Origin of the sequence: Pseudoalteromonas sp. Z1A2, from assembly GCF_011378755.1 — a bacterium.
Taxonomy (GTDB): domain Bacteria; phylum Pseudomonadota; class Gammaproteobacteria; order Enterobacterales; family Alteromonadaceae; genus Pseudoalteromonas; species Pseudoalteromonas distincta.
Map to the genome: position 1 here is coordinate 80,987 of NZ_WTKX01000012.1, position 13,310 is coordinate 94,296.

Below are 13,310 nucleotides of genomic sequence, written 5' to 3' on the forward strand. Positions count from 1 at the left end.
TGCACAAATGCCGAATAGGGAAACCTATTCGGCCTGTTGGAGAATAAATATGAAAGCAGTTATAACCGCCACATTGTGTGTTTTTAGTGCCCAAGCGGTGCTTGCACAAACCAACCACGTTAAAACACCTGAGCAAAATAAACCCTTTAAAAGTAGCTTTGAGCTAAATGCAGATGCTGAAGTTGGGGTATTAAGCAATTCAGCGCTCTCTGTTCAGGAGCTTGACGATATTTCGTCACAAAGCGACAGTGGCATAAAAACCGCAGCCGGTGTTAATGCAAAATGGCAATTAACCAAAGGCGCCAAATTAACCTCAAGCTATCGGTTTGAACAACAAGACTACGATGAGTTTGATCAATACGATTTAGAGCTTCATCAATATGGTTTAGATGGCAGCTATACCTTTAGTAATCACGAGGTAGGGGTTCGTTACGATGGTGCAAAAGCAAATGTAGATGGCGATACATTTTTACATTTTAATCAAGCCAGCGCCTACTATGGCCATTTTTTAAACCCGTATACGTATTTACGTATGAGCATAAAAACCAAAACTAAACGTTTTGCTAATGCAAAAGCACGTAATGCCGATGGTGTAGGTGCCGATGTAGCGCTTTATCATTTTATAAATAATGGCCAAACCATGCTAATGACAGCGCTAAGTGCCGATAAAGAAAACGCCGACGACAACCAATACGACTTTAACGGCTACGGTTTTACTACTAAAGTTACGCACAAATTTACGGCCTTTAATATGGCTAACAAAGTGGGGGCAGGTTGGCGTTATCAAAATAAAGATTACGATGAGCAAACAACGGGTGATTTTTTTGAGCAAATACCGTCGCGAGATGAGCACAGAAATGTCGTTAATGCGTTTTATAACCTAGCTTTATTTGAGCACGTAACACTCATAGCCGAGGCTGAATATGGCGATTATCAATCAAAGCTTAGTAGCAATACCTATACGCAATCTGTTTTATCGGCGTCAGCTAAAGTGCACTTTTAGGTGGGTAAATGGCGCCATAACCAAAGGTGGTATCTTTGCCTTGCTCGCCTAAGTCGACGGCCAGCGATGTAAGCTCGTTTAGTGCTTTGGTTTTATTATTACCATGCTTTAACAATAAACAACTTAATGCCGCGCTTACATGCGGCGCCGCCATTGACGTACCCGACTCCCTTCCAAATTTTCCATTGCCTTGGCTTGTAACAACATTTACACCAAGGGCTGCAAAGTCTATGTAATCGCCTTTATTTGACCATCTATAAATGTGGTTTTTTGAATCAATAGCACTTACCGCTATCACGCTTTTATACGCGCCTGGGTATAACGGCTGCGACGCCGGCCCTTGGTTACCCGCAGCAGCTACAATTAATACCTTTTGTTTTATTGCTGCAGTAATACTTGCTTCTAAAATTGCGTTATTTGGCCCTGTTAGGCTCATATTTATTACGGGGATTTTATTACTAACTAGCCAGTTAAGTGCCTCTACTATGGCAAATAATGTAGCCCCTTGTGCATATTCAGATTGCCTATAAAACACCTCGGCACTGTAAAGCTTGGCACTGCTTAAAAGCGGGCTGAGCATTACTCCTTTACCTGTAATTAACCCCGCTATGGCGGTGCCGTGTAAATTTGGCGAGCTTAACCCTTTAGGTAAAAAGCTTTGCGTGGTGATATTTGCGCCTTTAAAAGCGTTGTGTTTGGTATTAATTGCGCTGTCGATCATGCCAATTTTTACGCTTTGTGTGCAGTAAGGAGCAACAGGCTTATTTGGTGTTACTTTCACGCTAGGCTCGCCTGTTTGCGCTTGGTAAATGTGGTTTCGGTCAAGTATTGCAGACTCATCTAAGTTAAGTGCTTTTAATAACTCACTTTTAGAGTTAACACCTTGGGGTACATTAAAGCGCACTAAGCTCATGTTAAGTGCGTTGTAATTTTTTACCGATACAATGGTTACATTTTGCTGCTTTAGGGTATTAAGTTGTTGGCTATTTGCCATTAATAACCATTGGCGCTCTATTGCTCTAAAGCCGCTTTCAAGCTCTACTTCAACAAATGCGGTGTTTTGGCTATTTATATTAATGTTAAGCACATTGGGTAAGCTGCTAATTGGCTCACTAATTTGCGCTTTTAGTTCATCAATCGATATTTGTGGAACAGGCACCGGAAGCGGCAGGCGCTGTGCTCGCTCTATAGTTTGCTCAATACGCTGCTCTATTGGGTTTAGCTGCCCAAGCACCTGATCGACTCTTACTATATTGGCTGAACTCGTTGCGCTAAATATACAAAGCGAAGCGGTTATTATGTGTTTAACGCGTGTGTTTTTAATATTCATAGTGGGTTACTCTATTAAATTTATCATACTGGTTAGTTAACGTTTAACACATAGAAATATTTCATTATTTAAATTATTTTGATTATTTGGGAATAAATGTTTTTTTGAATCGTCTTCTTTATAAAAGGGGTAAAAATTAATGAACGAAACTATAAAAACCTTATTGCCCATACTTAGGCGTTTTGCCTATTCGCTAACGGGTAGTAAAGCAGATGCAGACGATGTAGTGCAAATAACAATTGAAAAACTATTAGTAAAAGGCATTCCGGTTGACGTTGAGCCTGCTAAATGGGCATTTAAAATTTGCCGCAATGTGTGGATAGACGAATACCGCTCACGCAAGGTAAGGCAAAATACGGCCCAGGCCGATGTTTTACCAGAGCCAATTACAAGTAATGAACATCAAACACTCGAAAACAAACAAATGCTTAAAAATGTAAATACAGCACTTGGGCAATTACCCGAAGAGCAACGCGCCATAGTAGCGCTAGTGGCAGTGCAGGGCATGGCCTATAAAGAAGTCGCACATACGCTAGATATACCTATAGGCAGTGTAATGAGTAAATTATCGCGAGCACGCAGTACACTTTATAACTTAATAAAACCCGACTTTAAAAAGGAGCAAGTATGAACATTAACGACGAAACACTTAGCGCCTTTTTAGACTCAGAACTCAGCGAGCACGAAATGGAGCAAGTGCGTAAAGCCCTTGAAACCGATGATGAGCTAGTAATGCGACTTGCAGAATTTAGCGAAGTAGACATGTTAGTAAAAGAGCACGCAACAAGTATTGACGACGCACCACTTAGTGACTCATTAGCTAAAACGGTTGCAAAGCTTGATACAGCAACGCCTAAAAACACGTCGAATAGCAATGTAGTGGCTTTAACGCCTTGGCAAAAGGCTAAGCACTCAGCTAATAAAAGCTTAGCAATAGCTGCAAGTGTTGCCGTGGTATTTGGTATTGCAATGACTAGTTATTTACAAACCAATGAGTCGCAAAATTTAGTAGCCAGTAGCATAGCCTCAGCCCTTAATACACAGCTAAGTAGTGGAGACTATGAGCAAATTGATGGCTCAGTATTTAGCGCGCAGCTTAGTTTTAAAAATCAGCAAGGTGAGCTTTGTAGGCAGTATGCACTAAGTTCAAACAACACAACGCAAACAAGTATTGCATGTAAAACGCAAAGCGGTTGGCAAATTAAAGCGCAAACAGCCACGCAGCAAAGTAATAATGGCGCGCAATATCAAGCGGCGTCTAATAACAGTGAGTTAGATGCTGTTATAGACAGCATGATCAGCGGCGCACCACTCGATAGAGCGCAAGAGCAGCAAGCAATTAGTGCAAAGTGGCAGTTAAATAATAATGTGTATAAAACGAGGTGAATTATGAAAACATCTATTTTAATTATCAGTATTTTACTTATGGCGGGTTGCGCATCTAAACCTGATTACCGCGCCGCGAATAATGGCTCACAAGGTTACAGCGAGCAAAAAATTAGCGACGATCAATACCGAGTAGAGTTTAAAAGTGTGTCAAACAACGTAGCCGATGCCGGTGACTATGCATTATTACGCGCGGCTGAGCTTACACAAGCACAAGGCTACGACTGGTTTGTTGTAACTAATAAAGAAACCTTTGTTGAGTCTAAATCGCAAGCTCCCGCGTCATCTATTAGTGCGTCACACAGCCAGCAATATGAGCGAAACTGTGGTTTATTAACCTGCGAAACTCGTGCACGCCCAACAAGCAGCGTAGGCGTACAGGTAAGTAACAATGATAAACGCAAAGAAGTGCACACCTTAATTGATATTAAAATGGGCAAAGGTATAAAGCCAAGCGACAACAGTTTTAGCGCCCAAGACTTAATTGAAAACTTAAGAAAAAAGGCGCAAAAGTAAGCTTTTTTGGTAAAAGCGCTTGATATAAGCACTTAGCTTGTTTTAGCTAAGTGCTTCTTTCGTGGTAAGAAACCAGTAACCAGCATAGTGCCCACAATGACAAATAATGCGCCTAATAATGTATTTGGCCCAACTTGCTCATCTAAAATTAAATGCCCCCAAAAAATGCCAAATAGCGGAATTAAAAAAGTGACTGTTAACGCCGAGGTAGGGCCTATATCTTCGATTAATTTAAAAAATAAAATATAAGCAAGTGCGGTGCACATTACTCCTAATACGAGTACACCTAGCATAACGTTGGTGCTTGGTATTTCTCGTATTGGCATAAATAAGATAAGCGGTAATACCATAAAGCTTGAAGCCCACATTGAGCCATGGGCGTTATCGAATGGGGGCAGTTTAGGCGCGTTTTTAGTGTAATGCGATGCAATGGCATAGCAAAGTGATGCGCTTAATGCTGCTACTATGGCCAAAATTGATTGGCTATTTAACACAAAATGATTTTGCCCAACCAAAATAACTACGCCAATTAAACCCAGTAGTAAACCAATCACCATACTTTTATTGGGCTTTGTTTTTGTCCATAAAATTCCGACAACAACACCCCATATTGGTGTTGTAGAATTTAAAATTGAGAGTGTGGATGCGCTAATAGTTTGGGCTGCGTAAGCAAAAAATAAAAACGGCAGAGCAGAGTTAAACGCGCCTATTATAAAAAAGTGTTTTGTGTGCTCAGTAAACGCCAAGCGGCGTTTTAAGTACAGCGCCACAATAAAGAGGGTGAGTGCGGCAAAGCCAACTCTAAATTCTATTAACACCGCTGGGCCTAAGCTGTTAACGGCCATTCGCAAAAATAAAAATGACGCGCCCCAAATTGCAGCCAGAAAAAATAACCGAAGTAAACTTGCTAAGCTCATGATAGTATTTTAATTATACAAATTGGATTACACAATAGCAGGCTTTGCAAAGAGTGTAAGCCAGATTCGGTACTCGCATATAAAAAATAATAAAGGACTAGTTATGGCTAAATGTATATCGGTTGCAGCAATTTTGGCTGTAGGTTTATTAGGTGGGTGTGGGTCGACCCCTGTTAGCCTATACAGCGATAATACAATGAAGAAAAAAGAATACAATGGTATTAAAGCGTATAAAAAGGGGCTATACGAGCAAGCTTTTTATGATTTAAAAGAGCCGGCAGCACTTGGCTATAAAAGTGCACAATATACGTTGGCATTCATGTTTTTAAAAGGCCAATACTTGGAGCAATCTACTAAACTCGGAATGGGCTGGCTAGGTGTTGCAAAAGAAGCAGGGGTTGAGAACTGGTCTGCGCAATACGATGCATTTTACAGTGCGGCGACTACGCAGCAAAAACAACAAATAGACGAAACAGTTGAGTTGTATATAACGCAATTTGGCGTTAAAGCACAAAATATGACCTGTCGACGCTCAACTTCGCCTAGGCGTACATTTGGTGAAGTTAAAATTGATTGCACTAAGCACGAAGGTAGCGTTACCGAGCACGACATACAAATAATAGAATAGAGTTATGACTTTTCTAGCTTCTTTTCAAAGTCGCTTTTAACTATTTCAAGTGCTTTAAGTACTTCTTCTGGAGCAACATCGTGTTGCTCTAGTATCATAATTAAATCTACTGCAAGTTTCATATGTGTAGGGGCTTGATCAAGTGGACTTGTCATTTAACTCTTTCTTTTTTGATATTTGGCTGATGGCAACGTTTATTGCGGTTTGTACACGTTGTTCCATATGTATGCGTTCTGATTGCGGTAAATAAAACGCCATATCTACATCGTAGCGAATATATCGTGGCGGGAGCTGATTTAGTACCGTACAACAAAAGTCAGCCATTACATCTTCATCATATTTTTCATCAAGTTTAAGTTTGATAACTTCCTCGACTACAATCTTTTCGTAATAGTTGTGTATGTCTTCGTGTAATCGCATATTCCCACCGCTTTAAAATAATCAGTTTAATTGAGTCTATACTATGGCTTGCTATAAATCGATAGCGGCTTTAAATAGTTGTTTATGAACATTAATTAGTGAGCTCAAATTACGCTGATAACCTCCGCCTAGGCCGCACATTAGTGGGGTTTGGTGTTGCTTACAAAAGTTGAGAGTAAAAAAGTCGCGTTTATATACGCCATCTAGTGATACTTCAAACAAGCCTAACTCGTCTTTTGTGTAAATATCAGCACCTGCATTATACAAAATAATATCGGGGTTATGAATACGCACGCAAAAATCGAGTGCTTGCTCTAATGTAGCAAGGTACTCAGCGTCGGTTGTTTTAGCGGGCAATGCAAAATCGTAGGTGGACTCTTGCTTATTACGAGGAAAATTTTGTTCACAATGAATTGAGCAGGTAATAATTTGGTCATGGTTTTGAGTGATTTGTGCTGTGCCATCGCCTTGGTGTACGTCGCAATCAAAAATTAAAACAGTGTCGGCTTGCTCTGTATTTATTAAATGTGCTGCTGCAATAGCTAGATCGTTAAAAATACAAAAACCGCTGCCGTAATCACTGTATGCATGATGATAGCCACCACTTAAATTAGCCGAAAAACCATGTTTTAGCGCGTGTTCACTACTTTGGATGCTTGCCCCAACTGATAGTAATGTGCGCTCTACCAATTCATTTGAATAAGGAAAGCCCATTTTTTTTATGGCTTTATTGCTAAGAGTCCCATTTAAAAAGTCATCTATATAACGTTGGCTATGACATAGCGAAAGTTGAGATTTGGTTGCTTTTTTAGGCTCTTGAAAGTGAATAGCCGAAACACCTAGGTTTTCTATTTCTGTTTTAAGTAACTTATACTTTTGAATAGGGAATCGATGACGTTCTGGGAGTATAAGGTCTGAATACAATGGATGATAATAAAGCTGCATAGTAAAGTGCGCCTTAACGCAGCTGCTGTTTTTCTACTTGTTGAATTTTATCTTCGGTGGCAGAAATTGCTTTTCTGCAGCGGCCTAATCGAGCGTGTGTGCTTAATATTTCAAGGTTAAGCTTTTGTGCTTTAGCAGGCGAGGCTTTATCCATTTGCATTTTTCGCTCTTCAATCATGAGCACTAAACGGCGTTCAAACTCATGGTTTTGTTTTAATTCGTCGTAAAGCTCATGGGATGATTGCATTATTTTTTGCACAGCTTGCTTATAAACGGTTTGCTTAGGGCGTGGTTTATAATGGCTTTTGTTTTCTTTAACCCAAATAGGCGTTGATTTAATAACATTGAATACAGCTTGTATTTGAGCTGCAATACGTTCAAGCGCGTAGGTATAAGCATGGCGATGCTCGCTTGGCGGTAACCTTGAAACTTCGTCTTCTATTTCTATTACGTAATCGACTAGGTTCATGCTTTTGGTACTAAAAACTGCGCGGTCAAACAAGCTAGGTTGTGCTTGCATGTAACGATTTTTAGAAAAAAGTTTAGCTTTATCAAATTGCTCAGCTTGTTGTTTTAGCGTTGCAACTTGTTGGCGTAGTTTATCTAAAGCCATTGAATGCATATTAAAAGTAAGCCTCGTAAATTAGTTTTAATGCTAAAAGTATAACCATAGTATTAAAAACTGGGCGAATAAATTTGCTACCAAAACGTATTGCTGAATGCGCCCCAAACCATGCGCCTAGCATAATAAAAAAGCCCATTGTTATGCCAAGTAAAAAGTTTACATGGCCGAGTGCAACAAAGGTAATTAAAGATATAAAGTTAGACACAAAATTCATTGAACGCGCTAAACCACAGTTGAGTAGCAGGTTCATTTTGTAAAGCATGCCATTAGAAGCAGTCCAAAATGTACCCGTACCTGGGCCTGCTAAACCATCAAAAAAGCCTAATGCTAAACCTTGTAGCCATTGTTTTATTTTCATCGCTTTGTTTAGTTTAGGAAGTTCATCGCCTTCGGTGGTGCTTAAATTACCAAATAAGCTATAGCCAGCAACTAAAATAATAATAATGGGGAGTAGTTTGTTTAAAAAATCGATACTTAAATGATCAACAATAACAGTACCTATCAATGCACCTATTGCGGTAGCAATAATGGAGGCTGCCCAAAACTTAGGACTAAATAAGTTCTTTTTATAGTATGTATAGCTTGCCGTTAACGAGCCAAAGCTAGCCGCTAATTTATTGGTGCCTAATGTTAAATGTGGAGGTAAGCCAGCAGTTAATAAAGCGGGTACAGTTAACATGCCACCGCCACCGGCGATAGCGTCTATAAAACCTGCGGCAAGTGCAACAGCACATAAAACAGCCCAGGTTGTTGGATCGAGTGCGAGTTCAAACATTAATAATCTATTTGTCTTTTAAAAGGTGGTAGGGTGTCGAGCATGGCTTTACCGTATCGCTTAGTAACTAAGCGTCTATCGAGAATAGTAATACAGCCTTCATCACTCTCTTTTCGCAGCAGTCTACCACAGCTTTGTACCAATTTCTTTGCGGCATCTGGCACGGTAATCGTTAAAAACGGGTTACCACCTTTGCTTTGTACAAATTCTGCTTGCGCTTCTTCTATTGGCGAAGTAGGTACAGCAAACGGAATTTTAGTAATTATTAGGTTCTCTAAATATTTACCTGGTAAATCAAGACCTTCCGAAAGGCTCTGGGTTCCAAATAAAATACTGCCTTTGCCTTCGTCTACATTTTTAGTGTGTAATTTAAGCAATGCTTCTCGCGACATCTCACCTTGTACTAATAAGTTAAAACCTTTTGTTCTAAGAAACTTTGTTACGTGGTCCATTTGCCAGTAAGAAGCGAATAGTACAAGGTTCGCTTTTTTATCATTTAGGTACTCTGGTAAAGTTTTAGCTAGGTGATCACTAAAGTCTTTATCGGTAGGTTCTACTTTAGATACCGGAATACGTAAAGTGGCTTGTTTTGGGTAATCAAAAGGAGAAGGTACTTTAATAAATTTAACGCCTTCTTCTTTAGCAAGTCCTGTTTCGTAAGCAAAGTGATCAAACGAGCCCAGTGCACTTAATGTCGCAGAGCACAAAACAGCGCCCGCGCATTCTCGCCACAATTTATCTTTTAGGTAATAACCGACCTCGATAGGGCAGTCGCTTAATAAGTGGTCGTGATGGCTTTTATATTCAAGACGTTTTATCCACCGTGCATGGGGAGCACCTTCGCCTTTTTTTGCGTAACTAAACCATAGTTTGTTTAGTTGCTCTAAGCGGTTTATGTATTGACCGCTTTCGCCTAGTATTGGGTCGGCAACGTAAGGTTTTATGTCGCTGTCGCTTACATCTTGGGTAAGGGTGTCGTGCATTTTGTTTAAACAGCGCAGCGCATCTTGCGTGGCTTCGCTTATGTCTTTTGCTTTACTGTGCAGCGATTGTGGAATTTCACCGTGCTCAAAGCGATAAGTATCGTCTTTCGAATATTCAAAGTCGGCATTATCAAGAATATCGCGAACTACTTTTAAGTCTTTATTTGCGTCGTTAATACTGTCGCAAAGTTTAAAGTTTTGCCCAATGGCTCTTTGCCCTACTAAAACCTTCGCCATTTTCCCGCTAAACTTAGTGAGCTTATCAAGCCATTCTATTGTACCTTTGATTGTGGCAGCAGCAGATGAAAAATCGCGTGTTATATGTGCTAAATGGTGCGCTTCATCAATTACATAAATGGTATTGTCGGGCTCGGGTAAAATTTTACCGCCGCCTAAATCTAAATCAGCAAGTAGTAATGAGTGATTAATTACCAGTACGTCCATTTGCATCAATTGATTACGAGCAAGCTGAAACGGACACGTTTGATGGGCCTTCATTTGGCGCTGACACGAATGTTTATCGCACGCTATTAAGTTCCACACTCTATCGGGTACGGTATCGGCCCAGCTGTCTCTATCGCCTTGCCATTTTTTATTCACATAGGCGTTATATAGCTCATTTAAACACTTGGTTTCCATTGCGCTCAATGGTGAAGTAAGTGTTGGCATAAAGTCCATTTGTGTTTGACTATCGCCGTTTACAGCATTATGTAATTTGTGAGCGCAAATATAACGATGGCGACCTTTTACCAAATCAAATTTAAAGTCGAGGCCTGAATGCTTTTTAAAAAATGGGAGCTCTTTTGCTATTAATTGTTCTTGCAGTGCAACGGTCGCGGTAGAAATAACTAGCTTCTTTTTTTGTGCTAAGGCAAGAGGCAACGCGCCTAAACAATAGGCAAGAGACTTACCGGTACCAGTGCCTGCTTCAATTACGCAAATGCGCTGCTTTTTATGGTATTCGCCAGCAAGTGTTTTTGCTATTTCGGCTACAAGATAATTTTGACTGCTACGAGGGCGATAATCTTTTAGGTTACTAGCCACATGCTGGTGTACTTGCCTAATTGTTTTTTTTAGTGAGTCAGAAAGCATGGGATGATTTACCTAAAGTATGTATATAATTACAGTGTATATATTAAGTGGGATCGTACATTGACACAAGCAATCTATCAGGGCTTTATTTTATCAAGGCAACAATACTCGTCTAAGAGTAAGCGTGGGATCACACTTTGCTACTGGCTCGTATCTGACAATGGCCCAATTAAAGTACTAATTGAAAACCAGCAAGCTGTTTTTTTTATCCCACAAGATGAACACAATTTTGCACAAAGCATACTAAATAAAGAAAATATAAGTGTTAATTTTAAAACGGTAGAAATGCGCCATTTTAGTGGTGTTGTGTGCATAGGCTGTTATTTTAATGATGTAAGTAACCTTTACAAAGCACGCACATTACTTGAAAAGCACATAAGTATATACGAAGCGGATATACGCCACAGCGATCGTTTTTTAATGGAACGTTTTATTAAAGGTGGTGTATGGGTTACGGGTGAAGTATCTCAAAAAAACGGCTTTATTTTAATTAGCAATGCTAAATTAAAAGCGAGCCCTGAATATACACCCACGCTGAAATCGCTTTCATTAGATATTGAGTGTAATGGTGAGGGCGTATTGTTTTCGGTTGGGCTGGTAGGAAATGGCCTTGATACTGTATTAATGATTGGTGAGCCTCAACAGCATAATCAGCCATTTAATATTGATTGGTGCTTTGACGAGATTAATCTACTACAAAAGCTACAGCAGTATATCAATAATAATGATCCTGACATTATTGTGGGTTGGAATGTCATTGAATTTGATTTTACAGTGTTAAACTCTCGGGCAGAGGCACTAGGGGTAACGCTTAATTTTGGCCGAGATCAGCAGTCTTTAAATATAAAAACAGGGCATTACACTCGCCTCACCTTACCTGGGCGAAGCGTTATAGATGGCATTGATACCTTAAAAAATGCCACTTATCACTTTGATAACTATTCGCTTGCGAATATTTCTTATAAAGTCCTTGGTGAATCTAAACTAATTCAGGCAGATAATCGTTTAAGTGAAATTGTTCGTCAATTTAATGAAGATAAGCTCAACTTAGCAGCTTATAACCGACAAGATTGTATACTCGTTAAGAGGATTTTTGCAGAGTTACAACTCTTTGAATTTGCAATAGTGAGGACTCAGTTAACCGGTCTTGAGCTTGAGCGAATGGGCGGCTCGGTTGCTGCATTTACTAATTTGTATTTACCCTTATTGCATCGCAGCGGCTATGTAGCACCAAATTTAGGTGATCACGGTTTATCTTTTGAAAGCCCTGGTGGGTATGTAATGGAGTCAGTGCCTGGGCTTTATAAAAATATACTTGTTTTAGATTTTAAAAGCCTATATCCCTCAATCATGCGAACTTTTTGTATTGACCCTCTTGGGCTCATTAAAGGATTAGATTCACCTGAGAATGCAATTGAAGGGTTTAACGAAGCCGTTTTCTCACGAAATGAACACCACTTACCGTCGTTAATTAAGCATTTAACACATACACGGCAAAGGGCAAAAGACACAAATCAGCCAATGTTATCGCAAGCTATAAAAATAATAATGAACAGCTTATACGGCGTACTTGGCTCTAAAGGGTGTCGATTTTATGATCCAAGATTATCGAGTTCAATAACATTACGTGGGCATGAAATTATGCAAACAACCCGTAAGTGGATTGAAAAGTTAGGTTACGAAGTAATTTATGGCGATACAGATTCTATTTTTGTAAAAGCTGACGATCAGCTAAGTGCTCTGAGTTGCAATCAAATAGGCAAAGATTTAACGACCTATATTAATAATAAATGGAGCTGCGATATTAAAGACTGCTTTGAGCTTACTAGTTATTTAGAAATAGAGTTTGAAACCCACTATAGCCCATTCTTTATGCCAACAATAAGAGGTAAAAAAACGGGTTCAAAAAAACGTTACGTAGGACAAATTATAAAAAATGGGATACCTGAACTTATATTTAAAGGAATGGAAACCGTACGCAGCGATTGGACCGAATTTGCACAAGAGTTTCAAAAAGAGTTATTCAAAACTTTATTTAATGAAAAGTTTGAAATAAAACAACTTCACGAGATTATAAGTGACTACACCAAAAGATTGTTCGCAGGTGAATTCGATGAAAAGTTAATATATCGTAAAAAGTTAGGACAAAATCTAAATGATTACGTAAAAAATGTTCCTCCCCAAGTGCAAGCGATTAAAAAGTATAAAGCTAGTAATCCTGATTTTGAAATTAAACGGGGTCAAATTATTGAATATGTTTATTCTGATGATGGGGCGCAATTATACAATGGTTCAAATAACTTAAATTATTCGGTTTACATACAAAAACAGCTAACACCTATCGCTCAAATGGTACTTGATGCCTTGAATTTAAAAGAAATTGAATGTCAAGGGGCTCAACTTTCATTTTTATAATTACTTTACAGTTTTCGTATTTAAATAGTCATATTTTTTGTATGAAATTTAACCTACTTTGATGTGGGATGAAGTGTTTTTCTCTTTTTTTGTTAAAATTTATGATTCCCTCATGTTATTTTGTTAATAATTCCCTATTTTATGTAATTTAAATTGAACCTTTTTACTTGTTTTTTTCTGCTTTTAAAACAGTTGGTTATGTATTTTTGTCTTTCTAAGTGATTGATATTTAATTGTGTGTCTAAGTTTTTTTTGTAATTTAAAAGGGTTTAAGG

14 protein-coding genes are annotated in these 13,310 nt (G+C 39.0%); 6 read left to right on the forward strand and 8 right to left on the reverse strand.

Annotated features, from left to right (window positions below; all coding sequences use genetic code 11):
- The first annotated feature begins 49 nt into the window (after positions 1-49).
- Positions 50-1,003, forward strand: coding sequence for a hypothetical protein (locus GQR47_RS10340; protein WP_165723762.1), 954 nt, complete (start codon positions 50-52; stop codon positions 1,001-1,003).
- On the opposite strand, the gene GQR47_RS10345 is transcribed toward GQR47_RS10340, so the two are convergent.
- Positions 987-2,333: a S8 family serine peptidase gene (locus GQR47_RS10345; protein WP_165723763.1), complete on the reverse strand. Its 1,347-nt coding sequence runs from the start codon at positions 2,331-2,333 to the stop codon at positions 987-989. The genes GQR47_RS10340 and GQR47_RS10345 overlap by 17 nt on opposite strands.
- Before the next feature lie 139 nt (positions 2,334-2,472).
- Here GQR47_RS10345 and GQR47_RS10350 point away from each other — a divergent pair, with 139 nt between their 5' ends.
- The 3 genes from GQR47_RS10350 to GQR47_RS10360 are packed head-to-tail and all read left to right on the forward strand — an operon-like array spanning position 2,473 to position 4,235.
- A complete protein-coding gene (locus GQR47_RS10350; protein WP_165723764.1) occupies positions 2,473-2,964 on the forward strand; it encodes an RNA polymerase sigma factor in 492 nt (163 codons plus the stop codon).
- A complete protein-coding gene (locus GQR47_RS10355; protein ID WP_165723765.1) occupies positions 2,961-3,719 on the forward strand; it encodes a hypothetical protein in 759 nt (252 codons plus the stop codon). Before GQR47_RS10350 ends, GQR47_RS10355 begins: the two co-directional genes overlap by 4 nt.
- Before the next feature lie 3 nt (positions 3,720-3,722).
- On the forward strand, positions 3,723-4,235 hold the full coding sequence (locus GQR47_RS10360; RefSeq protein WP_165723766.1) for a hypothetical protein: 513 nt from the start codon (positions 3,723-3,725) through the stop codon (positions 4,233-4,235).
- Between the two features lie 32 nt (positions 4,236-4,267).
- Here GQR47_RS10360 and GQR47_RS10365 read toward each other — a convergent pair whose 3' ends face one another.
- Positions 4,268-5,152 carry a DMT family transporter gene (locus GQR47_RS10365; protein WP_165723767.1) on the reverse strand — a complete coding sequence of 295 codons (885 nt, stop codon included), beginning with the start codon at positions 5,150-5,152 and terminating at the stop codon, positions 4,268-4,270.
- A gap of 103 nt (positions 5,153-5,255) precedes the next feature.
- Here GQR47_RS10365 and GQR47_RS10370 point away from each other — a divergent pair, with 103 nt between their 5' ends.
- Positions 5,256-5,780: a sel1 repeat family protein gene (locus GQR47_RS10370; RefSeq protein WP_165723768.1), complete on the forward strand. Its 525-nt coding sequence runs from the start codon at positions 5,256-5,258 to the stop codon at positions 5,778-5,780.
- A 2-nt stretch (positions 5,781-5,782) separates the two neighbouring features.
- On the opposite strand, the gene GQR47_RS10375 is transcribed toward GQR47_RS10370, so the two are convergent.
- Genes GQR47_RS10375 through dinG form a run of 6 tightly spaced genes read right to left on the reverse strand, consistent with a single transcriptional unit; the run spans position 5,783 to position 10,620 of the window.
- On the reverse strand, positions 5,783-5,935 hold the full coding sequence (locus GQR47_RS10375; protein WP_076914928.1) for a DUF2496 domain-containing protein: 153 nt from the start codon (positions 5,933-5,935) through the stop codon (positions 5,783-5,785).
- Positions 5,919-6,200 (reverse strand): late competence development ComFB family protein, encoded by a 282-nt coding sequence (locus tag GQR47_RS10380; protein ID WP_002958257.1) that lies wholly within the window; start codon positions 6,198-6,200, stop codon positions 5,919-5,921. Before GQR47_RS10380 ends, GQR47_RS10375 begins: the two co-directional genes overlap by 17 nt.
- Positions 6,201-6,251: 51 nt before the next feature.
- Complete coding sequence (locus GQR47_RS10385; protein ID WP_154903561.1) at positions 6,252-7,145, reverse strand: histone deacetylase; 894 nt, start codon at positions 7,143-7,145, stop codon at positions 6,252-6,254.
- 13 nt (positions 7,146-7,158) lie between these two features.
- Positions 7,159-7,767: a primosomal replication protein gene (locus GQR47_RS10390; protein ID WP_002958255.1), complete on the reverse strand. Its 609-nt coding sequence runs from the start codon at positions 7,765-7,767 to the stop codon at positions 7,159-7,161.
- A gap of 1 nt (position 7,768) precedes the next feature.
- Entirely contained in the window at positions 7,769-8,545 is a 777-nt protein-coding gene (locus tag GQR47_RS10395; protein WP_002958254.1) for a TSUP family transporter, read from the reverse strand.
- Complete coding sequence (dinG, locus tag GQR47_RS10400; RefSeq protein WP_154903560.1) at positions 8,545-10,620, reverse strand: ATP-dependent DNA helicase DinG; 2,076 nt, start codon at positions 10,618-10,620, stop codon at positions 8,545-8,547. The genes GQR47_RS10395 and dinG overlap by 1 nt, the downstream gene beginning before the upstream one ends.
- 60 nt (positions 10,621-10,680) lie before the next feature.
- On the opposite strand from dinG, the gene GQR47_RS10405 reads away from it, so the two are divergent.
- Positions 10,681-13,035 (forward strand): DNA polymerase II, encoded by a 2,355-nt coding sequence (locus GQR47_RS10405; RefSeq protein WP_154903559.1) that lies wholly within the window; start codon positions 10,681-10,683, stop codon positions 13,033-13,035.
- Positions 13,036-13,310: the final 275 nt, after the last annotated feature.